Origin of the sequence: Oceanobacillus sp. FSL H7-0719 (assembly GCF_045040795.1) — a bacterium.
In the GTDB taxonomy this organism is placed as follows: domain Bacteria; phylum Bacillota; class Bacilli; order Bacillales; family Amphibacillaceae; genus Oceanobacillus.
The window spans coordinates 1,586,858-1,607,453 of record NZ_CP150301.1; the positions used below are offsets into that span (position 1 = coordinate 1,586,858).

At 37.2% G+C, this 20,596-nt stretch carries 34 protein-coding genes, 1 tRNA gene and 1 riboswitch; of the genes, 10 read left to right on the forward strand and 25 right to left on the reverse strand.

Annotated elements, in window-relative coordinates; all coding sequences use genetic code 11:
* Positions 1 to 8: 8 nt before the first annotated feature.
* The 8 genes from NST93_RS08495 to NST93_RS08530 all read right to left on the reverse strand — a co-directional run bounded on the left by NST93_RS08495 (position 9) and on the right by NST93_RS08530 (position 3,309).
* A complete protein-coding gene (locus tag NST93_RS08495) occupies positions 9 to 317 on the reverse strand; it encodes a hypothetical protein (RefSeq protein WP_405103111.1) in 309 nt (102 codons plus the stop codon).
* On the reverse strand, positions 314 to 661 hold the full coding sequence (locus NST93_RS08500) for a hypothetical protein (RefSeq protein ID WP_405103113.1): 348 nt from the start codon (positions 659 to 661) through the stop codon (positions 314 to 316). Before NST93_RS08500 ends, NST93_RS08495 begins: the two co-directional genes overlap by 4 nt.
* Positions 662 to 851: 190 nt before the next feature.
* Positions 852 to 1,073 carry a hypothetical protein gene (locus tag NST93_RS08505; protein ID WP_405103115.1) on the reverse strand — a complete coding sequence of 74 codons (222 nt, stop codon included), beginning with the start codon at positions 1,071 to 1,073 and terminating at the stop codon, positions 852 to 854.
* Between the two features lie 29 nt (positions 1,074 to 1,102).
* Positions 1,103 to 1,270 (reverse strand): hypothetical protein, encoded by a 168-nt coding sequence (locus NST93_RS08510; RefSeq protein WP_405103117.1) that lies wholly within the window; start codon positions 1,268 to 1,270, stop codon positions 1,103 to 1,105.
* Positions 1,267 to 1,425 (reverse strand): DUF6011 domain-containing protein, encoded by a 159-nt coding sequence (locus NST93_RS08515; protein WP_405103119.1) that lies wholly within the window; start codon positions 1,423 to 1,425, stop codon positions 1,267 to 1,269. Before NST93_RS08515 ends, NST93_RS08510 begins: the two co-directional genes overlap by 4 nt.
* Positions 1,422 to 2,306: an ATP-binding protein gene (locus NST93_RS08520; RefSeq protein ID WP_405103121.1), complete on the reverse strand. Its 885-nt coding sequence runs from the start codon at positions 2,304 to 2,306 to the stop codon at positions 1,422 to 1,424. Before NST93_RS08520 ends, NST93_RS08515 begins: the two co-directional genes overlap by 4 nt.
* The gene (locus NST93_RS08525; RefSeq protein ID WP_405103123.1) at positions 2,242 to 3,138 is read right to left on the reverse strand and encodes a DUF4373 domain-containing protein; all 897 of its coding nucleotides are present in this window, start codon (positions 3,136 to 3,138) and stop codon (positions 2,242 to 2,244) included. Before NST93_RS08525 ends, NST93_RS08520 begins: the two co-directional genes overlap by 65 nt.
* Before the next feature lie 12 nt (positions 3,139 to 3,150).
* Complete coding sequence (locus NST93_RS08530; protein WP_405103125.1) at positions 3,151 to 3,309, reverse strand: toxin-antitoxin system HicB family antitoxin; 159 nt, start codon at positions 3,307 to 3,309, stop codon at positions 3,151 to 3,153.
* A gap of 147 nt (positions 3,310 to 3,456) precedes the next feature.
* Between NST93_RS08530 and NST93_RS08535 the strand changes: the two genes are divergently transcribed.
* On the forward strand, positions 3,457 to 3,612 hold the full coding sequence (locus NST93_RS08535; protein WP_405103126.1) for a DUF6364 family protein: 156 nt from the start codon (positions 3,457 to 3,459) through the stop codon (positions 3,610 to 3,612).
* A gap of 218 nt (positions 3,613 to 3,830) precedes the next feature.
* On the opposite strand, the gene NST93_RS08540 is transcribed toward NST93_RS08535, so the two are convergent.
* The 14 genes from NST93_RS08540 to NST93_RS08605 form a co-directional block, all read right to left on the reverse strand.
* A complete protein-coding gene (locus NST93_RS08540) occupies positions 3,831 to 4,640 on the reverse strand; it encodes a PD-(D/E)XK nuclease-like domain-containing protein (protein ID WP_405103127.1) in 810 nt (269 codons plus the stop codon).
* Entirely contained in the window at positions 4,579 to 5,514 is a 936-nt protein-coding gene (locus NST93_RS08545; protein WP_405103128.1) for a hypothetical protein, read from the reverse strand. Before NST93_RS08545 ends, NST93_RS08540 begins: the two co-directional genes overlap by 62 nt.
* On the reverse strand, positions 5,480 to 5,713 hold the full coding sequence (locus NST93_RS08550) for a hypothetical protein (protein WP_405103130.1): 234 nt from the start codon (positions 5,711 to 5,713) through the stop codon (positions 5,480 to 5,482). The genes NST93_RS08545 and NST93_RS08550 overlap by 35 nt, the downstream gene beginning before the upstream one ends.
* A 118-nt stretch (positions 5,714 to 5,831) precedes the next feature.
* Complete coding sequence (locus NST93_RS08555; RefSeq protein ID WP_405103131.1) at positions 5,832 to 6,347, reverse strand: hypothetical protein; 516 nt, start codon at positions 6,345 to 6,347, stop codon at positions 5,832 to 5,834.
* A gap of 13 nt (positions 6,348 to 6,360) precedes the next feature.
* Positions 6,361 to 6,576 carry a hypothetical protein gene (locus tag NST93_RS08560; protein ID WP_405103133.1) on the reverse strand — a complete coding sequence of 72 codons (216 nt, stop codon included), beginning with the start codon at positions 6,574 to 6,576 and terminating at the stop codon, positions 6,361 to 6,363.
* Positions 6,577 to 6,599: 23 nt separating this feature from the next.
* On the reverse strand, positions 6,600 to 7,178 hold the full coding sequence (locus tag NST93_RS08565) for a hypothetical protein (protein WP_405103134.1): 579 nt from the start codon (positions 7,176 to 7,178) through the stop codon (positions 6,600 to 6,602).
* A gap of 197 nt (positions 7,179 to 7,375) precedes the next feature.
* Complete coding sequence (locus NST93_RS08570; RefSeq protein WP_405103136.1) at positions 7,376 to 7,576, reverse strand: hypothetical protein; 201 nt, start codon at positions 7,574 to 7,576, stop codon at positions 7,376 to 7,378.
* 10 nt (positions 7,577 to 7,586) lie between these two features.
* A complete protein-coding gene (locus NST93_RS08575) occupies positions 7,587 to 7,715 on the reverse strand; it encodes a hypothetical protein (protein WP_405103138.1) in 129 nt (42 codons plus the stop codon).
* The gene (locus NST93_RS08580) at positions 7,715 to 7,963 is read right to left on the reverse strand and encodes a hypothetical protein (protein WP_405103140.1); all 249 of its coding nucleotides are present in this window, start codon (positions 7,961 to 7,963) and stop codon (positions 7,715 to 7,717) included. The genes NST93_RS08575 and NST93_RS08580 overlap by 1 nt, the downstream gene beginning before the upstream one ends.
* Positions 7,960 to 8,241 carry a helix-turn-helix transcriptional regulator gene (locus NST93_RS08585; RefSeq protein WP_405103142.1) on the reverse strand — a complete coding sequence of 94 codons (282 nt, stop codon included), beginning with the start codon at positions 8,239 to 8,241 and terminating at the stop codon, positions 7,960 to 7,962. The genes NST93_RS08580 and NST93_RS08585 overlap by 4 nt, the downstream gene beginning before the upstream one ends.
* 135 nt (positions 8,242 to 8,376) lie before the next feature.
* Complete coding sequence (locus tag NST93_RS08590; protein ID WP_405103144.1) at positions 8,377 to 8,619, reverse strand: helix-turn-helix domain-containing protein; 243 nt, start codon at positions 8,617 to 8,619, stop codon at positions 8,377 to 8,379.
* Positions 8,620 to 8,871, reverse strand: a complete 252-nt coding sequence (locus NST93_RS08595; RefSeq protein ID WP_405103146.1) for a hypothetical protein — start codon at positions 8,869 to 8,871, stop codon at positions 8,620 to 8,622.
* Positions 8,872 to 9,636, reverse strand: a complete 765-nt coding sequence (locus NST93_RS08600) for a phage antirepressor KilAC domain-containing protein (protein ID WP_405103148.1) — start codon at positions 9,634 to 9,636, stop codon at positions 8,872 to 8,874.
* Positions 9,637 to 9,796: 160 nt separating this feature from the next.
* Complete coding sequence (locus tag NST93_RS08605) at positions 9,797 to 10,039, reverse strand: helix-turn-helix domain-containing protein (protein WP_405103150.1); 243 nt, start codon at positions 10,037 to 10,039, stop codon at positions 9,797 to 9,799.
* Between the two features lie 166 nt (positions 10,040 to 10,205).
* On the opposite strand from NST93_RS08605, the gene NST93_RS08610 reads away from it, so the two are divergent.
* The 4 genes from NST93_RS08610 (at position 10,206) to xerC (ending at position 13,014) form a co-directional block, all read left to right on the forward strand.
* Entirely contained in the window at positions 10,206 to 10,589 is a 384-nt protein-coding gene (locus tag NST93_RS08610; protein WP_405103152.1) for a helix-turn-helix domain-containing protein, read from the forward strand.
* A gap of 1 nt (position 10,590) precedes the next feature.
* Positions 10,591 to 11,187: a lipoprotein gene (locus NST93_RS08615; protein ID WP_405103154.1), complete on the forward strand. Its 597-nt coding sequence runs from the start codon at positions 10,591 to 10,593 to the stop codon at positions 11,185 to 11,187.
* A gap of 82 nt (positions 11,188 to 11,269) precedes the next feature.
* Entirely contained in the window at positions 11,270 to 11,761 is a 492-nt protein-coding gene (locus NST93_RS08620; protein ID WP_405103156.1) for an ImmA/IrrE family metallo-endopeptidase, read from the forward strand.
* Entirely contained in the window at positions 11,701 to 13,014 is a 1,314-nt protein-coding gene (gene xerC / locus NST93_RS08625; protein ID WP_405103158.1) for a tyrosine recombinase XerC, read from the forward strand. Before NST93_RS08620 ends, xerC begins: the two co-directional genes overlap by 61 nt.
* 38 nt (positions 13,015 to 13,052) lie before the next feature.
* On the opposite strand, the gene NST93_RS08630 is transcribed toward xerC, so the two are convergent.
* The 3 genes from NST93_RS08630 to cobT form a co-directional block, all read right to left on the reverse strand.
* Positions 13,053 to 13,125 (reverse strand) — tRNA-Val (locus NST93_RS08630).
* Between the two features lie 98 nt (positions 13,126 to 13,223).
* A complete protein-coding gene (locus tag NST93_RS08635; RefSeq protein ID WP_405103160.1) occupies positions 13,224 to 13,421 on the reverse strand; it encodes a YjfB family protein in 198 nt (65 codons plus the stop codon).
* 160 nt (positions 13,422 to 13,581) lie between these two features.
* Positions 13,582 to 14,631: a nicotinate-nucleotide--dimethylbenzimidazole phosphoribosyltransferase gene (gene cobT / locus NST93_RS08640; RefSeq protein ID WP_405103162.1), complete on the reverse strand. Its 1,050-nt coding sequence runs from the start codon at positions 14,629 to 14,631 to the stop codon at positions 13,582 to 13,584.
* 86 nt (positions 14,632 to 14,717) lie between these two features.
* Positions 14,718 to 14,892: riboswitch (cobalamin riboswitch) on the reverse strand.
* Positions 14,893 to 15,080: 188 nt separating this feature from the next.
* Here cobT and NST93_RS08645 point away from each other — a divergent pair.
* The 5 genes from NST93_RS08645 (at position 15,081) to NST93_RS08665 (ending at position 20,497) form a co-directional block, all read left to right on the forward strand.
* Complete coding sequence (locus NST93_RS08645) at positions 15,081 to 16,814, forward strand: ABC transporter ATP-binding protein (protein WP_405103164.1); 1,734 nt, start codon at positions 15,081 to 15,083, stop codon at positions 16,812 to 16,814.
* Positions 16,804 to 18,633, forward strand: coding sequence for an ABC transporter ATP-binding protein (locus NST93_RS08650; protein ID WP_405103166.1), 1,830 nt, complete (start codon positions 16,804 to 16,806; stop codon positions 18,631 to 18,633). The genes NST93_RS08645 and NST93_RS08650 overlap by 11 nt, the downstream gene beginning before the upstream one ends.
* Positions 18,634 to 18,705: 72 nt before the next feature.
* The gene (locus tag NST93_RS08655; RefSeq protein ID WP_405103168.1) at positions 18,706 to 19,431 is read left to right on the forward strand and encodes an alpha/beta hydrolase; all 726 of its coding nucleotides are present in this window, start codon (positions 18,706 to 18,708) and stop codon (positions 19,429 to 19,431) included.
* A gap of 127 nt (positions 19,432 to 19,558) precedes the next feature.
* Positions 19,559 to 20,071 carry a YjcG family protein gene (locus NST93_RS08660; RefSeq protein ID WP_405103170.1) on the forward strand — a complete coding sequence of 171 codons (513 nt, stop codon included), beginning with the start codon at positions 19,559 to 19,561 and terminating at the stop codon, positions 20,069 to 20,071.
* A 3-nt stretch (positions 20,072 to 20,074) separates the two neighbouring features.
* A complete protein-coding gene (locus NST93_RS08665) occupies positions 20,075 to 20,497 on the forward strand; it encodes a GNAT family N-acetyltransferase (protein ID WP_405103172.1) in 423 nt (140 codons plus the stop codon).
* Positions 20,498 to 20,596 lie beyond the last annotated feature (99 nt).

Genomic DNA, 20,596 nt, shown 5'->3' on the forward strand with positions numbered 1-20,596 from the left:
TTTAGTTATCATGATTGCTCCACTGGTGTTACGACTCCATCCGCAACAACTTCTTCGAGGTCGTCCTCGTAATATCTTTTATCTCCCAATTCAAACCACCAACCATTTTGCAAAGCCACATACATTATTTCTTCTAATGTCCGATTCTCCATGCCATCTAAATATGGAACTCTATTAACTCTTAAATCTATCCATTCCGCATCTGAGCAATTATCCAGTCTGCTGCCCTGTTTCTTTGCTTCTTTAGACGATTCGGCAAAAACTATGTCTTGGTAGCCTTCATGGTTGTGTATATTCCATACTTTATAAGCCTTCATTCAGATTCACCCTCCAATGCTTCATCTGCCAAAATATAAATGTCAGTTTTAAAATAGTCGTCCTTAGCTTTGTTCTTGATTTCCTGTAGCGCTTCACGATAACGCTTGTTATCCTTCTCCAACTCCTCAATCCGTTCCAACATCCCAACTACGTAAACCTGTCCGTCCCTCAACTCCTGTAGCGCATGTATTGCTAATTCTTTTCCAGTCCAGCTACTTGGAGTGAATGGCTCTGGATATTTTTCAGCGCCTTTTCTTAACTGCATCAGCCTTACATCATCCACAAGCTTGTCTACCTTTTTATAAAACGGGTGGTAGATGTGTTTTGCTAAATTTTCATCCATGATTATCCCCCTAAAAGTAACTATTTTCCGGAGCGTTAATATTAATCTCCATTGCTCGTAATCTTGCTAATTCGTTGTGAGTTCTTTTCTTGATTTGCCTTCCGTATCTCTGTAACCGTATTTAGATAGTTGTTCTCTGATGTAATCGGTCATGTATTATTCTTGGATTTTTGAATACATGTAATCACCCCTATTTTCGATAAGCAAATGGTCGCTCTATCTTTCCATTCCTCGCTTGATGGAACAGCGCTAAAAATATTTCATCCGACTGCCTTTTGTATTTCTTAGCGATGTAATCCAGCTCCGCTCCCTTATTCCACTGATCGGTTATTTCTTCAAGTTGCTGCTTAGGAAATGCTAACTCTAAATCTTCCAGCACAAATTCATAATCCCGCATTCTTTTTTCTTTCAAAAGTGGCGCTCTATGAACGTCCGCCGTATTCATCCGACATCATACTTTCGCATATAAGCGCGTGTTTCTTCTGCAGTCATTACCGCCTTATCACCAACCGCACTTTTATGCGGCCTAGTATCCTCAAACCACTGCAACCATTTCCGTTCTGTTTCTTGCTGCGAATCCTTTGAATCAAAAACCATTACTGACTTCATACCGTTTCCTCCACTTCATCAATCGTAATCTGATTATCCTCGGTGCCAATCTCCTCAAGTTCTTTTTGATATTTTTTATAGCAAACCGGACCAAATTCACGTTTAATGCTCTTTGCATCCTTTAACTTTCTTCCGCATCTGGTGCATAGGTTCATAACTGCTGCCCCTCTCCGTTTTCGTATTCTTCAATGCTGATTCCCATTGCTCTGGCCATTGCTTTTGATTTCCGATAGTTAGATGCTTTGTTGAAAATACAGTTCATGTTGCCTAATATCCGCCACCAAGTACGCCCTTTATCATCTAGCTTGTACGCTATTTCATCGCTTTGAAATTCCTTTGGAGTAATATTTGATGTTGCCCAAATCGGCTTATTTGCACGTTCACGACCGTTTATTATTTGGAATATCCAGTCCTTTTCTTCGTCCCTTAAATACTGGCTACTCATGAAGTCGTCCCATATTAATAGATCTGCATCCAAGCAAGCTCCCATAATCTCTTGAAACGATTCTTCGTTTTTAAAATTCTTTGTTGCTGCCAATCTACTAAACAAGTCTTTCTCCGTTATATAAATCACTGCATATCCCTGATTGATTAACTCATTACCGCCAGCTGCAGTTAAATGACTTTTTCCGTTGCCTGTTTCTCCGAAGATAAATACTCCATGTTTCTTGCGTTCGTCAAAGTTCTTGACCGCATCAAGGATTTCTTTATAAGAGTTTTCAGCGCCTTTTCGCATTTTGTAATTATCAAATGTCATATTTTTTATGTCCTCCATGGAGCTGCTAAGCTTGAGGACCTTGTTAATACGGATACGTCTTGCATGCGCTTCTTGATTCCTCTTAAATTCTTCCATTTGTTCTATTTCGCATGGACAGGCACAATGGACCCACCTCATTTCATTTTTGAACGGATGTTTTATTTCCATTTGCGGCTTATCTTTTCCGCAAAGTTTACATTTAACAGGATCTGGCTTACTTGAAGAGTTGGACATCCCTGCCCGACTTAGAATGTTGTTCATTGCCTTTTCCATCGACATTGCGATCACCGCCATAGTTTGGTATTTGTATTACGTTGTTTTTAACTGGCTTTTTCTGTTCATCCTTCATTTCCAACAGCAATCTATCAAACTGTTTTCTTAGCTTGTCCGCAGATAAAATGTTTTTGTACCAAAAATGATGTTGCTGTGACCATAAGATTAAGTCTTGTATTTCTTTACCGAGTCGTTTTTCTTTAGGGCTTTCCATCATTAACCTAAATGTGTTTGCCCAGGACTCAAGATTTGGTTCTTTAGCATTTGGGTTGTTCTCTTTGATATTTTTAAAAAGCAATTCCGCTAATTTCATGTGGTGCGTTTCAAATTTTAATTTGGAACGGGAGGAACTCTTTTCTTTAGTATTCTTTACTTTAGTTTCTTTTACTTTACTTTGTGTACTTTTGCTTTCATTAACCCTTGTTGCTTGTGAGTTAATGTTTACATTTACTCCGAAATTGTTATCAATAACTAGATATTCCTCGACTATTTGGACATCCTTACGCCTTTTTACCGCTTCCTGGTATCTCTTTTGGATGCCCTTGGAAGTAAGTATTTTATACTTCTCATATAATGTTTTATCAAAAACATTTCTATCGATTGCTTCATTTACAACGTTATTTACTAACTCATAATCTGCTCTAATTTCATCCGAAAATAATAAAGCTTCATCCTCTGTCCATTGATACCAATAACCGATTGAGTAAATTTTTTGCAACAATTTGATAATGATGGCAAAACCCTCTAAATCGTATTTGATTTCAATGAATTTAAACTTATCGTCCAGGTGCACATCTAAAGAGAAATAATCAATACCTTGCTTATTTGGTCTAGCCACAATGTCACCCCATTACTTTATTTCCTTTTTCTTAAACTCCTTATGAAGAACCATTGATATGAATCCGTTTTTTGTTAAACCTAAATTGATGGCTTCATTTTCAATTCGCTCATTGAGATCTTTATTAATACGAACCGTTAACCTTTTAATGTTGGTGTCGTTTTTATTCATTATGACGTCAACTCCTTAATTTTATTGTAACACGTCATCAATGTGACGTCAACCGTTCTTTTATTGCACATAAGATTTATTTTAGTAAACCTTTGGTGTATAATTGACACATAATATCATCACAAAGACTTGAAGAGGTGATTAGTTATGACGAACGAAACAAAACGTTTTACTTTGCGGATGGACGAAAAGGTGTTTGAACAAATTAAAGAGCAGGCAGAAAAGAATAAAAGATCCGTTGCAAAGGAAATTGAATTTGTTTTAGAGAAACACTTAGACAACAACGAATCTAGTGATAATTAATCTATATTTGAAATATAGGCGCATATAATCAGCCACTAACTGTTTAATGCGCCTATACTCTTTATCTACCTACATCACAAACCGCAAACCGACCTCTAACTTTTATAACCCTGTAACCCGGATAAAGCTTATTAATATAGTCAACAATCAGCTGCGTTAGATGTTCTTTGTCACGTGCGACTTCAAACATCCATTCCGGCAATCTGACATTTGATTGGTTATACATGAATCAACTCACCGACCTCAATCGTTCCGTTCAATTTCTTTGTACTCTTGCAATAATCACACTTGCCACAAGCAACTGGATCAACCTCGCCATTCTTAACTTCGATAATCCGCTGCAACTTCATTTCTGCGTATTCATATTCAAAATCAAAGCGACTTTCATCAAAATAAACAACTGCTTTATTCGGTATTTTTTCTTTGCTAACTGCCACGATATAAGGCGTGTAGAGTTGACCTGTATTCCGCTCGATAATTTTGCGGTATATAGCCATCTGGAGGACGTAATCCCACTTCTCGATAAAAGATACCCAGCTGTCATATTTCTCGCTCCATTCACGCTTATAGATGTTCTGGGTGGTCTTTAAATCAGAGAAGAATTGATTTTCATGATTGATGTTGTCAACCTTACATTTCCAATCGACACCGAATAAGTTAGCAGTGAATATCCGTTCCTTTTCTCCACTTAAAGCAAAGCTTGCAAACTTATCATTTTTAAGTGTTTCAATCATCTTATCCGCCTGATCATAATCTGCGTACTTGCTGCCGTTCTTTTTAAAAATGATGCTATTGTTCTCTTCTAAAAACTGATTAAATACTTCATCTGATTCAAACGCTGCGTGTGTGTAAGAACCGACCAACATAGGGCCAGTCGGTTCTTTTTCAATGTCTCCATTTAGATACGCCATCGCTGCAGATTCACACTCTTCAAACTCTCTAAATTGGGAGACAGACATATACTGTTTATTTGATTTCCTCGAATAATAATTCTCGCTGTTCAGGGTCATCAATGCTTGGTTCGTCATCCGTCTTCACATCCTCGTTTTTAGGCTTTTCCTGTGGTTTTTCATCCTTCTTAGTATCTTTGGTCTTATCTTCTTTAAATGCTTCTGTGAGCTTGGATTCTTGCTTCTTTTTAACCTCTGTCGAGAACCAGTCGTCAGCTTTTGACATACCGTCTTTAAGCGAAGTGAAAATTTTACCTAATTCCGTTAAATCGTATTCGGTAAATGCATCTGAGTTATATCCAATGCGTTCTTCAATCTGTTCTTGTGTGACTCCGTATTTTTCTTTAAATAACTGTAATGATTTCGCTATTCTGTCTTTGATAGGACCTTTATTTCCACCCCGCATAGTCTCATTACACTCTTCTACCGCCTTATCTACAATGTCTCCGGGGATAATACCCAAGATGCAAGCTCGTAATCTTCTAGCTCCGTTGTTGGCGACTAACTCATAAATATCGCGTGGATCATCAAGTTTTTTAATTGAACCTTTAGCTTTTCGTGAGTGCGGTACAGTGAATACCTTTTCTTGCCTAACGTTTGTTTCAAGGTCCCAAGCGTATGCCATAGCAACTGATTCACCCGGGCGCTGTTCTAATTCCTTTACACCAAACGCAAGATTACCCCAATTTTGCGCTAAAACCTCCGCTAACCTAATGGATGGACCTTCAACCTTAGTGCCACCTCTTGGGTAGCTATATACCGCCACTTGAGCTAACGCCGGACGTTTACAGTTATCTAAAATGCGTTGCTCTGACTGAAATACATTCCTCGGAAACTGACGGGCCATGAAAATCTGGCCCTTTACTTCTTCCATTTCTCGACTTGCCGTTGAGTGCGCAGTAACTCCTGTATTTTCATTAGACTGCTGATACTGATTTTGTAATTGATTCATAATTAAATTCCTCCGTTTTGTTTAATATTTTCCCTATATGTTTTGAAGAATCATGTTGGAAATGTGCATCCAACTCCTTTAGGTCCTCTAAGGTTCCGTGGACCGCAATACCGGATGCAACGACTCCAAATGCTTCGAGTGGATTAAATCCGCCATCACGATGCATTTCGTAACGAGAAACGTAATAATTTTTAGCCATATTTAAGCTCCTCTTGTAATCTAGGAAGTTATCATTTATAATTTAAGTAGCGATGAAAGATAACTTCCTAGTGCCCATTTACCTGGGCGTTTTTATGTTTTGATTAAATCTGAACAAATCAAATTAATTCATCCTTCTTTTTAAGTTCTTCCAAATATTTTTCTTGGTATTCTATTTGGGAAATAGGAACAACCGAACTTTTAGCTCGTCCTTCTAAATCAAAGTCAGCTTCGTAATAAATCTCATTTTCAGAAGTCCTAAAACTAGTCAAGCTTTCTCCACGCCTACGCATAACGCCGAATGAAAAATTGATATACCGAAGTTCTTGGTATTCTTTCAATCCTTCTTCATCAATAATTTCTTGATACTCTTTTCTAATGCGATTAGATTCTTTTAGGTTTTGTTTCAAAGCGCCATCCTTTTTAAACAACTTTTTGGTACTATCATCTTGAATTTCGTCTAAATCAATAATTAAGTTATCTGTTGTTAATACCATGCTTGTTATTTTCTCGCCCAACAGTTTACTCACTCGTGGAAAAACGTTCGCCCATTTATCCGCTAACTCAAAGTGCTTTTTCACTTCATCATCGAACTCTGATCCTTTTTTAATTTTGAAACACTGAATTTCTCCCACTTTTCCATCCTCCTTATTTTGCGATTTTGTGCTGCCCGCCATGTTGTTCCAATATTTCGATTGCATCTGCCGACAGCTCGTCCAGTAGATAAAAATCATCCATAAACTCAATAATCTCGTCACCGCTATAAACTTCATTGTTTAAGCCATCGGTGCCCCATTCTTCACGTCTGTCACTAAACGGATAACCTGTGCGCTCAATCCGTTCGATTGTTGGGTGTTGCAACATGTTCTCTCAACTCCTTCTGCATGTTATTCTCTAAAATAATCCCATCGATTTGAATACTTGGAGTATTTTCCGGTGGGCGATATTGTAAGAGTTTGTAACTTCAAAGGGATATCACTTGAGGGGATTACCCAAAAGTTACTATTGCCCCGTTTATCAATCCCAACGAAAACTATGAAATCGCAAGTCTTATTAAAGAGCTTTTTAGTGCGGCCGTTGTTTAATTTGATTCTAGTTTCAGAAATGGCCATCCCATTTTGTTCTTGTTCTGATAAAGAAAATCTATATCTGCCATCGTGCATATTAGCAGCGATAACCTCGACCTTAATTTGATAATTTACTAGTAAATCAAAATCACTCAATTTGTTGTTCTCTTTCATATCTTCAAGTTCGTTTCCGAGTTCTCTAATCTTTTGAATCGCTGATAACTCCCCTACTCTTCCGGTTGTGAGTCTCGTTTTTATTCCATATTCTTTTCTGGCATGAACAACCGTCGTTCGATCTATATTGAAAAAACTCGCTATTTCCTTATCCGTTTTTCCTAATTCGATATACATTCTTTTCAATAATCGTTCATCCAGAACAGCGCTATAAGAGTTCGTCATCTCTTTTCTACCTCCTTTCCTATGTATTAGGGATAATCACCCCTGCAGCAGACAAGAACAGACTGTTTTTTGCTTATTTGGGAGGGAATAAGCGTTCTTGTCCACTGCAGGAAAGACTAGCCTTCCCGTTTGATTCATGTTAAAATGTAATTAGGTTTTGATATGGTTCTAATCGATAACTCGTGCGCCAACACGGGTTATTTTTCTTTCCAATAAACGGCACTATCTAAATTGGCGCTTTTCTCGCCATCCTTAACAGGCAAAACATCAGAGTAAACAGTTAAGTAATTTCCGGATTCGTCAGTAAAAGAAACGTGGGATATTCCTGGTCCGAATTGGAGCCAACCAATCGCTTCGATTAAAAACTCTTTGTCCCACATCTTTATATAGGCTCTCATTTCATCCCTCCTAAACTAAAATCAATATGATAATAAAAAGTAATATTGGACTGCTCATGATTCCGTAGAATGTTATTTCTTGGGATAATGTAATTTCTTCTGGTTCTCCAATGAAATAGTCAACAATCTTTCTTCTCATTACTTAAACCATCCTTGTGGCTGAGTTAATAAGTGGTGTAAATACATTTGTTGTGACTCAACTTTCCGCACTGCCAATCTGTTTAAATTAGATAATTCATTCATCAGATTTCTTTGTGCAATACTTTCGCCTGTTTTATCTTTCAGTTTTCTATAACGACTAATCGATTCGAGATTTGATAATAAGTTGGTAAATGATGCTTCTGCTGTCTCTTGATCCCTCTCTAAAAAATGCTCTTCAAAGTTCATAAAATCCCTCCTAATGTTGTTATAAATCCTGTAATAAGTGCCATTGCTCCAGAGTTTACTAATGTTGATGTAACATCTATGCTTGCGTATAAAACCATTAACATGTCCGGGTTGTTGGTAATCTTGCACCATTTAATTAAGTCAACTGCTTTTAGTTCGATGTTTTCGTTTTCTAATCTTGATACATTGCTCCGGGATATATGGAGGAGATCAGCCATTAACTGTTGGCTGATACCAGCTCCCCTCCTCATTTTCTTAAGCTTTGCGCCTATTTCCATATCCTTCACCTCCCTATAACGTGCACTGTATGCACAATTGCAGAGGTTGCACAGTAAGTCATTGCTGCATGTCCTATAATGTAATTACCAGCTTCCCTCAGTTGGTTGTTTTGCTAGGCTGTTAGATTGCTTGAATCATGGTGACAGGATACGGAGCTTGCCGTAATCCCTTTGAAAATCCTCGGGTGGATTAATAATCTCAGGAGTAGAACGGCGCTCGATCCAGTCATCAATTAAATCTTTTCGGAAAATCCATTTACGTCTGCCAGGAAATTTAAGGACCGGCAATTCATTCTCGTGTACGTATTTTCTAAGCGTGTTTACATGGACGCCGATATAGTCGGCAGCTTCTTGTGATGTCATTGTTGTGGGTTGCATTTAAATAACCTCCTCCGGTTGTTGCCTTATATATTGAAGTGCGTTTATCAGCGAATCGATTTCACTAGCACTTACATAAATTTCAGTAACGCTTGATTCCTTGAGGTTTGTTTCATGCTTTGTAGAGTTCTCTTGGTCGATTTCAAACTCTGTTACTGCTATCGTGTATAATTCCGTAGAAGTGCTGTATTCGATGTTGATTGATGAATGACAATCCCAAAACAATAAATCTAATTTCTTGTCTGTGTTCATTTACTTCACCGCCTTTAATTGTTCATTTTCTTTTTTAAGACGATTGATAATGTAAACTTGGCCTTTTGGTTTCACTCGCATTGTTAACCAGGTGAATGATCCTTTTGATGTCTCTTTAACACCTTGAGATACTTCAAAGTATCCGCGTTCAACGTATTCTTGATATGGTTCATTTTTATTTTTAAAAACTAGACCCCAGTCTCTTAGTGTTTGCCATAGTCTTTTTTCACCGGTGACGATGCCTTGTTTCGTACAGAGTTTAGCTAACTCTCTAACCAGCAAACTCTTTTCGGAAGTCATACAAGTTTCAGCGAATGTTACTAATGGTTGCTGTTTTTCAATTGTTTTTTCTGCTGCAATACGCTTGGTTTGCTCTTCTTTTAAATTTGTTGCTAATTTAATGATGGTGTCTGGATTTAGTAGAGCTTGTTCAATTGTTTCGGGTGTCATGTAAGCTCCGTGTTTTCGGATTGACGGAATTACATCTGACGTTATCCATTTTCGAAATTTCTTTGCTTCTGGTTTTCGGCTATCAAGAATGACGTCATATAAACCATCTTCGTTTACGAATGTTGCTTGTTGCGTTCCGCCTACGGTTTTAAGGGGGTGTTTTGAAACCACATCCTCTTCCAAACGTCTTCTGACTGTCGCTACATGACCTAAACCTAAAATGCTGCATAAATCTTTTAATAAGAATTTAGGTTCACCTTCATTTTCGATAATTGTAAGATTCTGGTCGTCGAACATTTTAGTTAATTGATTCATTTGAATACCTCCTGTTTTTATATATCGCGTTACTTATCACACCCAACTATCAGCACCTAACGTCTTGGCGTTACCTATTGGCGCTGCTCGGGATTCAAATGGTCCGTCTTGGCATGCTCCGCTCGGTTAGATATTGATAGTTGGATGCGATTGCGATGGTTTAGATAGCTTGTTTTGAATCGCAATTCGCGATTTCATTTTTAAAAAAAATTTCATCTAGACTAACATTAAATAGATCACGTAAAATCAAAAGATGCTCTATCTGTGGTGGTCTATGCCCGTTTTCAATTTGAGAGTAGTAGTTTGCGGTTATCCCAAGTTTTTCAGCTATAAACTTTTGTTTTAGCCCTCGTTCTTCTCTCAATGATTTTAAATTATTTGTTATTTTCTTGTTGTTAATCATTTTTTCACCTCGCTTTAAGTCGCGTTTTGCGATGTCTTGAATATAATATAACATCGCATTTTGTGATTGTCAACTATTTTTATCACTTTTTGCGATATTTTAATTAAAAAATCTCCTTTTGCGATACAATGCGGTCATAACGGTATATATTGAGAGGGTTTTAAGGATGAACAATTCTAATTTATCGAATAGATTAAAAAACTTAAGAGAGAAAAATGGTTACTTGCAAAAGTTCGTTGCTGATAAACTAGGGATAAGGAGCAATACATTATCCGGTTATGAAAACGGAACGAGATCACCGGACCCTGAAATGTTAGTTGAATTAGCTAACTTATATAATGTAACAACTGATTATTTGCTAGGTCATGATATAGTCAACAATGTAGATAACGAGGAATTAAGAAGAACTGCTATCATGAATAAAATAGCAACAGAATTTCCAGATGCCGATTTAATGTTTAATGATATAAAGTCCTGGACTGCAAAAGACTTCGAAGAATTGTATGATTATATTAAATTCAAACAGAGCCAGAAAGAAAAGGGGGAGTAATTTGAAAAGAACGTTTTTATTTTTAATTATATTAATTAGTTCGCTTACTTTAGTTGGCTGTGGCAATAAAGCTGCAGAAGAATATAAGACAAACATTCAAGAAGTTGCTGATGATATTTTGGAAAATTCTTCTAAAGCAGAGAGCCTATTAAATCAATATGCATCTATTTGGAGCTACAGCATAAAAAGTAAGGGTGCAATCCCAATTGAAGACATGGTTGCCCAAACTGGATTAGATGAAGGTACTGTGATGGAACATTTTGTAATTAGTTATGGAGACTTTATAACAGATGACTTTTCAACTAATATTTACTCTATGGTTTCATATTACACAGAAACTGGAGAACTAGAAGAAATAGAAGAAAAGTCTAAGAAAATAAAAAGTAAAATTAATGAACTAAATAATCCGCCGTCTGATTACGAAAAAGTTTATGATGAAATTTTAGATATGTATACTTATTCGGAAGAGTATATTGGTTTAGCGCTAAATCCTTCGGGAACTTTGCAAGACTTTAATGACTCTAGAAATCAATTAAGCAATGATATTTTAAGTAAATACAAAAGAGTAGAAGCGATTCTGCCTAATGAAGATAAATAATATATAAATGGTGTACATAAATTTGTACACCCTCTCTTATACAATTAAACAGAACATACATTCTATTTAAGGGGGTTTTTGCTTGTACACTTACTTGGAGGAATACATCTACGACCTTTTTAAATTACTGGAAGTCGAGGAGCCTAAAGACCTCACAATTGATAACATTTCCAATAAGTTGGGAATTACTGTTGTTTACGACAAAAAAGCTTTTAGATTTAGCGATGAAATCACTTTAGAGCCTAGCACTGAATGGCACGAATGGATACAGTTCGCTCACGAGGTCTGTCACTATCTAAGACACTATGGAAATCAATTAAATATGCATCCCCTATTTATCGATTTGCAAGAGTATCAAGCGAATTACTTTGCTTACCATTTTTGTATACCCACATTTATGCTAGACAGCTTGAAAGGGGTGAATGTTGATGTAATTACTGAATTATTTAACGTTGATTTTGATTTTGCTTTACGTAGATTAGAAATGTATAAGAATGGGAGGATGGAACTGATATGGCGAAAAGGAAAGGTCATGCACGGCCACGCGGGAATGGCCGCTGGCAATTGGAGGTAGACTTAGGGAAGAAATTATATGGAAAAGGCAGAAATAGAAAATACAAGACTATTACCGCTAAGAGCGAAAAGGAAGCAAATATAGAGTTGGCTAAGTTTATAGCCGATGTATTTGATGAAGGCTATGTCGATTTAGAAGATGTTGGTTTTATAGCTTTTGTCGAAAACGTTTGGATTCCGAAAGGCGCAAAACCAAGACTGGCTGAAACTACATTTGAAGCTTTTATGGAATATTTAGATTCCAGAATTAAACCAGCTTTTCAATATTTTAAACTTAGTGAAGTGCAGCCGATTCATATTATAGACTTTTTGGACAACCTTTCCGAACCAGGAATGAAATTGACGAAATACAAGGACCCAGAGAAAGGTAAGGATAAAAAGTTAGCCACTAGCACTATTCATTATTATTATCGAATTTTAAAACATATATTTGACTTTGCTGTTGAAGTACACGCCATTAAAAAATCCCCGTTGGACGGCGTACAAAAGCCTTCTGTTGATTACGAAGAAGTAGAACCGTATGCCATCGATGAAGCTATCGCGGTTTATAATGCGCTTGATAAGGAACTATTACACTGGAGTATTGCGTTTAAGCTAGCTATAATAGGCGGTTTAAGAAGGTCTGAATTGTTTGGTTTAGATTTAATGAAGCATATCGACTTAAAGAATAAAGTTCTTTATGTAAGGGATGCGCTCACTTATACAAAACGTGATGGGTATTCTATACATGAAATAAAAAAGGGATCTAGACGTGCCAAAAGAAGAGACATTGCATTGCCAGATGATTTAATTGAACCTATTGCTAGACTAATGACTCGAAGGCAGAAAGAAAGAGAACAATTAAAAAAAGAAGAATTATGGAAAGAAGGAAAACATTTTTTATTACTCTGTCACGAAAACGGGAAACCATTCAATCCAGACAGCATGAGAAATTGGTGGGAAAGATTTTTAAAACGTCATAACTTTAGGTATTTAAATATACATGGTTTAAGACATACAATGGTAACCCTATTAATCGAGTTAAAAATACCGCTTGCTCAAATATCAAGGAGAGCTGGTCATTCCGGCATCGGAATTACTAATGATGTTTACGGTCACCGAGTGCAGTCAATTGATGAATTAGCAACTGCAAGATTAACGGAAATTTTAAAACCCAAGAAACAAATTGACACAACAAAAAACAATGAAAAACAAGCTGATGCCGTCAATATGTCGGCAGATGACACTAAAAATGAAGAAAGCGCCATATCCTAATGCCGTAGGATTGGCGCTATATAAAGGTTTGTAGCTAGTGATTCCGATTGGGCTCGAACCAACGACCTCTACCCTGTCAAGGTAGCGCTCTCCCAGCTGAGCTACGGAATCGTTAAGAAATATTTACAGTAAAATTAGTATACAACAGAACAACGTCCCCCGCAAGTTCTATTTACATAGATTGCTATTTACATGAGAAACAAACGTTTCTAAAGCTTAATATCAACCGTTCTGCCTAGGTTCGGGTCCACTGCATCTACACTGGGTGGTGTGCTTGCTTGCATCATTTGCAATAAGTCATTTGCTTGTGTTGCACCTGTATCCATTGTCATTCTCATAACGGATAAACTTGCTTGCTGCTGTACTTGCATTTGACTTAATGCTGTAGATAATGCTGCAATATCCATCTTCATCATCCCTTCAGAAAAAATTCATTCTCTTCATATATGTAACTTTACTCCTACATCATAACATAAACTTTCCAACATAGCTCCCTAATCTAAATGATAGATAAAGAAATCATGCCGCTTCTATTAAAGAAGCGGCATCCCAATCATCATAGTTAAATCAAAGTTTCATACCTGCTTCGTCAAATGTCGCCATGCTTTTTAACATACTGCAGGCAGCATCAATAATTGGAAAGACCAATGCTCCTCCAGAACCTTCACCAAGGCAGAGATCCATATCAATAAATGGCTTTACCCCCAGTAACTCACTTGCCTTTTTTGCACCAGGTTCCATTGAAAGGTGTGAGGGAATCATATATCCCTTTGACTTTGGTTCAAGTGAATATGCGATGAGAGCAGCTGAGGTTGCTATATAGCCATCTATGACAACTGGTATGCGGCTCGCAGCTGCTGCAAGCATTACACCGGTCATGCCAGCAATTTCCAGTCCGCCTACTTTACTTAAAATATCGAGCGCATCTTCGCGATTTGGTTTATTGACCTCTATCGCTCTTTTAATTACTTCAATCTTATGACCGATGCCCCCTGCTCCCGTTCCAGCTCCTCTTCCTGTAATTTCGGAAGGCTCAATATCTCCAAGCACCGAAACAATTGCCGTAGCGGGAGTTGTGTTGCCAATTCCCATTTCTCCAACTCCAAGCATATCCACACCAGCTTTTATTTGTTCTAAAGCAACTTCTATTCCAGCTTCAATCGCTCTAATAGCCTCATCTCTTGTCATTGCAGGACCTTTCATCATATTATTGGTTCCATGTTTAATCTTTCTATCAATTACTCCCGCATCTGCCGGAATAACATCCTTCACTCCAACATCAACGGTAATAATATCCGCATTTGAGACTTTTGCAATTGCACCTACCCCTGTTATTCCCTTAGAAAAAAAAGTTGTCTGCATGCTTGTTACCTCTTGTGGATTACTTGAAATCCCTTCTTCGTAAACACCGTGGTCGCCCGCCATAACAATGACTGCCTTTTTTGATACTTCGGGATATATATTTTTCGTTATTCCTGCGAGCTGTACAGCAAGATCCTCCAGTTTCCCTAAACTTTTAGGCGGTTTAATTAATGCATCTACTCTTTCACGAGCTTCCTCCATTTTAACTTGATCCAATCTTTCAATCTTTTTAACCGTGTTTTCATACATACACATATTGGTTTCCCCCTACTTAAAAATTTATAAAAAAAGTCTGCAGTCTATTTCATAAGAAATAAACGGCAGACTTTTCCTTCATCTATCAGTATTTTGCAGAAACAGGCAGGTCTCCTGGCTCAGTTCATCGTTTTATAAACCTTCCCAGATTCGCATCTAGTGGCATTATTATAAAACTCCCCTTCACAGTGGCGGGTCCGCTGAAGAATTGCACTTCATTTCCTATTCTCCCTGTTGGGCACCTGTTTTCAAGTATTATTTAATTATTCTTTCACGTGTATCTTACCGTTTCTTGCACATCGAGTCAAAGATTATCCTGTTCTATATAACAATCATTACATTATAAACTGTTTCGCAACACGAAATATAAAGCTGGATAAAACTTTCTATTCCTTATATAATAATGAAACAATTGTTAATATTAATTTTCTTACTTTGGGGGGACTTGATTGAAAAACGTATTTTCATTTTTAAAACCATATAAATTACCTATCGTGTTAGCTTACACGATGATGCTTATTGAATTAGGGATTGAGCTTCTCCTTCCATTATTTCTTGGATTGATGATTGACCAAGGTGTACTGAATGAGGATATTCAAAATATCGTAATGTGGGGAAGTATTATGATTGGACTTGCATTTGTAGCTCTTGTTGCTGGAATATTTAATTCATTCTATTCCTCACATGTCAGTTTTGCATTCGGCTACGATATACGGCAAAAGTTATTCTCCCGCATTCAGTATTTTTCCTTTAAAAGTCTTAGCAATTATCCAACCTCTGGGCTTGTCACCCGTTTTACAAACGACATCCGCCAGATCCAAAACATGGTTTTCATGGGACTTCGAATTATGGCGAAAGCTCCTTTGCAAGTTATTGGTGGAGTAATCATGGCATTTATTGTCAATGCTCGTCTGGCAATGATTTTCTTAATTACTGTACCATTATTAATATTGTTCTTGTTTTTAGTAATGAAAGCAGCCAGTAAAATGTTTGCCAAGGTCCAGGAAAATGTTGACAATGTCAACCGTGTTATGCAAGAAAACCTTGCAGGCATGCGCTTAATTAAAGCTTTCTCAAGAAGAAACTATGAAGAAAATCGTTTTACAGAAGCAAATGAAAGCTTAGCTGATTCAACGAAAACTACCTTCCGTTTTGTTGAATCATCCATGCCCGTGCTCTTATTTATTATGAACCTTAGCTTAATCTTCATTATTTGGTTTGGGAATGCGCAGTCCATCGCCGGCAATGCTGCAGTAGGAGAAGTTGTCTCGATTGTGAACTATGCACTCCGCGTGTCAATGGCTATTTCGATGTTTTCCTTCATTATTATGGTATTATCCAGAACAAAAGCTTCTGCTGAACGGGTTGATGAGGTTTTATCATTGGAAAAAGAAGCAGATTCAGAAGAAAACAGGGCCTCGAGCAGACTTAAGATCGAACATGGAGAAGTGGAGTATCGCAATGTTTATTTCCAATACCCAGCCAGTGATGAAATGATATTAAAAAACATTTCATTTAAACTGAATCCAGGCGGAACGATGGCTATAATTGGTGCTACAGGTTCGGGGAAAACCTCCCTGTTCCAGCTCATGCCTCGGCTTTATGAACCAAAAAAAGGTGAGGTCATCATTGACGGCCATCCTGCATCAGCATACGCTTTTGCTGAACTGCGAAACAATATTGGCTATGTCCCGCAAACTCCATTATTATTTACTGGAACAATACGAGATAATATCGCTTGGGGCAAGGATACAGCAACTGATGATGAAATCATCCAGGCAGCTAAGGATGCCCAAATTCATGACACAATTATGAGCTTGCCTCAGCAATATGAAACTAAAGTTGGCCAAAAAGGTGTAAATCTGTCCGGGGGCCAAAAGCAAAGAATTTCGATTGCTCGCGCACTTGTCCGCAAGCCTAAATTCTTAATGCTTGATGATAGTACAAGTGCATTAGACTTGGCTACCGAAGCGAAGTTGCTTGCCGCTATTGAGAAATATAATTGTACGATGCTGCTTATTACTCAAAAGGTTTCTACAGCAATTACAGCTGACAGCATACTTTTAATGGATGAAGGAGAAATTCTTTCGATTGGCACACATGAAACATTAATCGAGAGCTCAGAATTGTATCAAAAAATCGTAGAATCCCAATTTGGAAAGGAGCATGCACATGTCCAATAAACAATGGAAGGCCCCCTTTCAATATGAAAAAGTCTCTTTAGATGCTATTCATGTTGCTCAAGAGAAGCGTGCTAAAAATATGGGTGCGACAATAAAGAGAATCTGGGATTACTTATCCCAGCAGAAGTATATGCTGTTTCTCGTCATTTTTATGGTACTTGCCAGTTCAGGTCTTGGACTTTTAGGTCCCTATATGATTGGGATGGCAATTGATGATTATATTGTTACACAAGAAGCAGCTGGATTAGGTGCATTATTGATTGCTTTAATTCTTGTTTACCTATTCAACTCATTGGCCATCTTCCTGCAAAACTTCTGGATGATTGGAATCGCACAGAATACCGTTTTTGATTTGCGCAAAGATTTATTTAAACAATTCCATCGGCTGCCGATTTCTTATTTTGATAAAAGACAGCATGGTGAACTGATGAGCCGTTTAACAAATGATATTGATAATATAAATAACACATTAAACCAGTCCGTTATTCAGATATTCTCAAGTGTACTGACATTAGCAGGAACATTAATTGTTATGCTTATTTTAAGTCCGATTCTAACTGTTGTAACAGTCATCATTGTACCAGCCATGTATTATGCAATGAAATGGATTACTGCACGGACTGGTCCTTTATACAAGCTGCAGCAAAAGCATCTTGGGGAAGTAAATGGCTATGTAGAGGAAATTGTATCTGGACAGCATGTTGTAAAAACTTACTCACAGGAAAAAACGGTAATCGATGCTTTCGAAGCAAAAAATAATGAACTTAAAAACACAGGGTTCTGGGCATCAAATATAGCTGGATTTATTCCAAAAATAATGAATATGCTTAATTTCCTAAGCTTCGGCTTAATTGCTCTTGCAGGTGGATTAATTGCAATTTATACGAATCAGGAATTAGTTACAGTCGGGATTATCGTTATTTTCACTGAATATGCCAGACAATTCACTCGCCCTTTAAATGAGCTGTCCAACCAATTTAATATTCTGCTCTCAGCAATTGCAGGTGCAGAGCGTGTATTCAATGTCATGGACGAAGAACAAGAAGAATTAGATGAAACAAACGCACAGGAAATCACTTCAACAGATGGTCATATCGTGTTTAATGATGTTTCCTTTGGTTACGAGGAAGAGGTCATTATCGATCATGTTAGCTTCGAAGCAAGACCTGGTGAAACAGTCGCTTTTGTGGGTCATACCGGTGCAGGAAAAACAACATTGATTAATTTGATTTCTCGATTCTACAATTATGATTCCGGGGAAATTTCTTTGGATGGCAATGATATTAAGAATATTAAACGTTCAAGCCTGCGGAAACATATGGCCTTTGTACTCCAAGATGCTTTTCTGTTCCAAGGAACGATTCGTGAAAATATACGTTATGGAAGGCTTGACGCAAAAGATGAAGAGGTAATGAACGCTGCGAAAGATGCAAATGCCCATGATTTTATTATAAAACTTCCTGATGGATATGATACAGTGCTTGATCAGACTGGGAACGGAATCAGCCAAGGGCAAAAGCAGCTCCTTACAATAGCACGTGCATTAATTGCCAATCCATCTATCTTAATTTTAGATGAAGCAACTAGTAACATTGATACAATTACAGAATTGAAAATTCAGGACGCATTACATCGATTAATGGAGGGCAGAACAAGTTTTGTCATCGCCCATCGATTAAATACTGTAAAAGAAGCAGACACAATCATTATGCTTGAGCATGGAAAAATCATTGAAAAAGGCAGCCATGAAGAATTACTTAAGCTTAAAGGCAAATATCATTCCCTTTACCAAGGACAGCTGCTAGAAGAGGCAAATTAATGTGATAGAATATTGATACAACTAATGGTAAACTAAACGTAAGTTAAATTTTAACAATTGAGGTGTAGACTAGTGGCGAGAAAGGGTAAGATGGTAGTTAAAGAGATAAATAGCAAATATCTAGAGGAAACTAAGGAATTAAAAATTTATTATCCAGAAAAATTTTCTACTCTCTATAAGTATAATATCTGTATTATGCAAGATGGCAATGACTATTTTCAAATGGGCAGAGTAGCAACTTTCAGTGACAGGCTTCACGATGAAGATGATTTGACAAATACAGTATTTGTCGGAATCCACTATAAAGATGCACAAGACCGGAGGAAAAAGTATCATCCAGATGGTAATCAGTACGATGCCTATACTCATTTCATTGTGAAGGAAGTTGTTCCTTTGCTTGATGAAATGATTCCAACGCATCATATGGGGAAATCGCGAATTCTTATGGGAGATTCACTTGCTGGTACCTTCTCCCTGCTGACTGCATTGCGTTATCCTAATACATTTGGAAAAGTAATCATGCAGTCCCCTTTTATCGATGAAACCGTTTTGGAAAAAGTAAAAAATACGAGTGATTTAACTGCTTTGGATATTTACCATACGATTGGCGATGCAGAAGATCAAGCAAAACTGTCAGATGGAGCCATCTCTGATTTGCTCACACCAAACCGTAAATTAAAAGATGAACTCACAGCTAAAAGATGCAACTATATCTATCATGAACTGGAAGACGGAGAACATACATGGAAATACTGGCAAAATGATATGGTTCGTGCTTTAACAACAATGCTTGATTGACAAATAATGACCTTTTAAGAATCCCGCATTGCTTTTTATAGCTTATTCTATTATTTTTGCTATAATAAAAAATACAATAATTGTTATAATTCACATTAAACAAAAATACTTTTTGGGAGGTTTTAGAATGAATTTCGGTATAGCTTTTTTTCCGTCAAAAGAAATTCAAGATGTCGCAAACTCATTTAGAAAGAGATATGACCCGCGTTATGCTTTAATTCCACCTCATATTACATTGAAAGACAGTTTTGAAATTCCAGAGGACGCAATGGATGAGGTAATTGCAGAGTTAAGGAAAATCGCAAGCGAGACAAAACCATTTCCAATTCAAATAACAAAAGTAAGTTCATTTGAACCTGTGACAAATACAATTTACTTTAAAATTAACCCTGTACCAGAGATGACTGAACTTGAGGAAAAACTTCATGCAGGAAAATTTGAAAACACAAGAAAACATCCATTTATACCTCATGTAACACTTGCCCAAGAATTAACGCATAATGAATTTACTGATATTCTAGGCAGATTTAATATGGAAAATCACCAATACGAAGATGTAGTTGATCGTTTCCAGCTGCTATACCAGCTGGAAAATGGTTCATGGACAGTGCACGAAACCTTCGTATTTAATAAGGAGTAAAATATGATTGTTCAAGAAGTAAATACAAAACAAGCACGGGATGATGCATTCTATGTTCGTATGACTGTTTTTGTTGATGAACAAAAGGTTCCCGTGGAAGAAGAAATTGATGCTTTTGATGAAACGGCAATTCATTTCATTGGTTATGAAGCTGATAAGCCAGTTGCTGCAAGTCGTCTCCGCTTTGAAGGCGATTACGGAAAACTGGAACGAATTTGCGTTATGAAAGAACAGCGTGGTAAACATTTTGGCAAAATGCTGATGCATAAAATGGAAGCAATGATACAAGCAAAAGGCTATCAAAAAGCTAAGCTAAATGCACAAACCCATGCAGAAGCTTTTTATCAGCAGCTAGGTTATGAAACAATTTCTGATACCTTCCTAGATGCCGGCATCCCACATGTTACAATGGTTAAAACCCTATAAATTGCATTGTATAATTATAAAGAAGAAGTATAGGAGCTAATGTAATTTTGCTCCTATACTTTTTTGTCTTCCTTGTTTAAATTCGTATGTTTCCCCCTA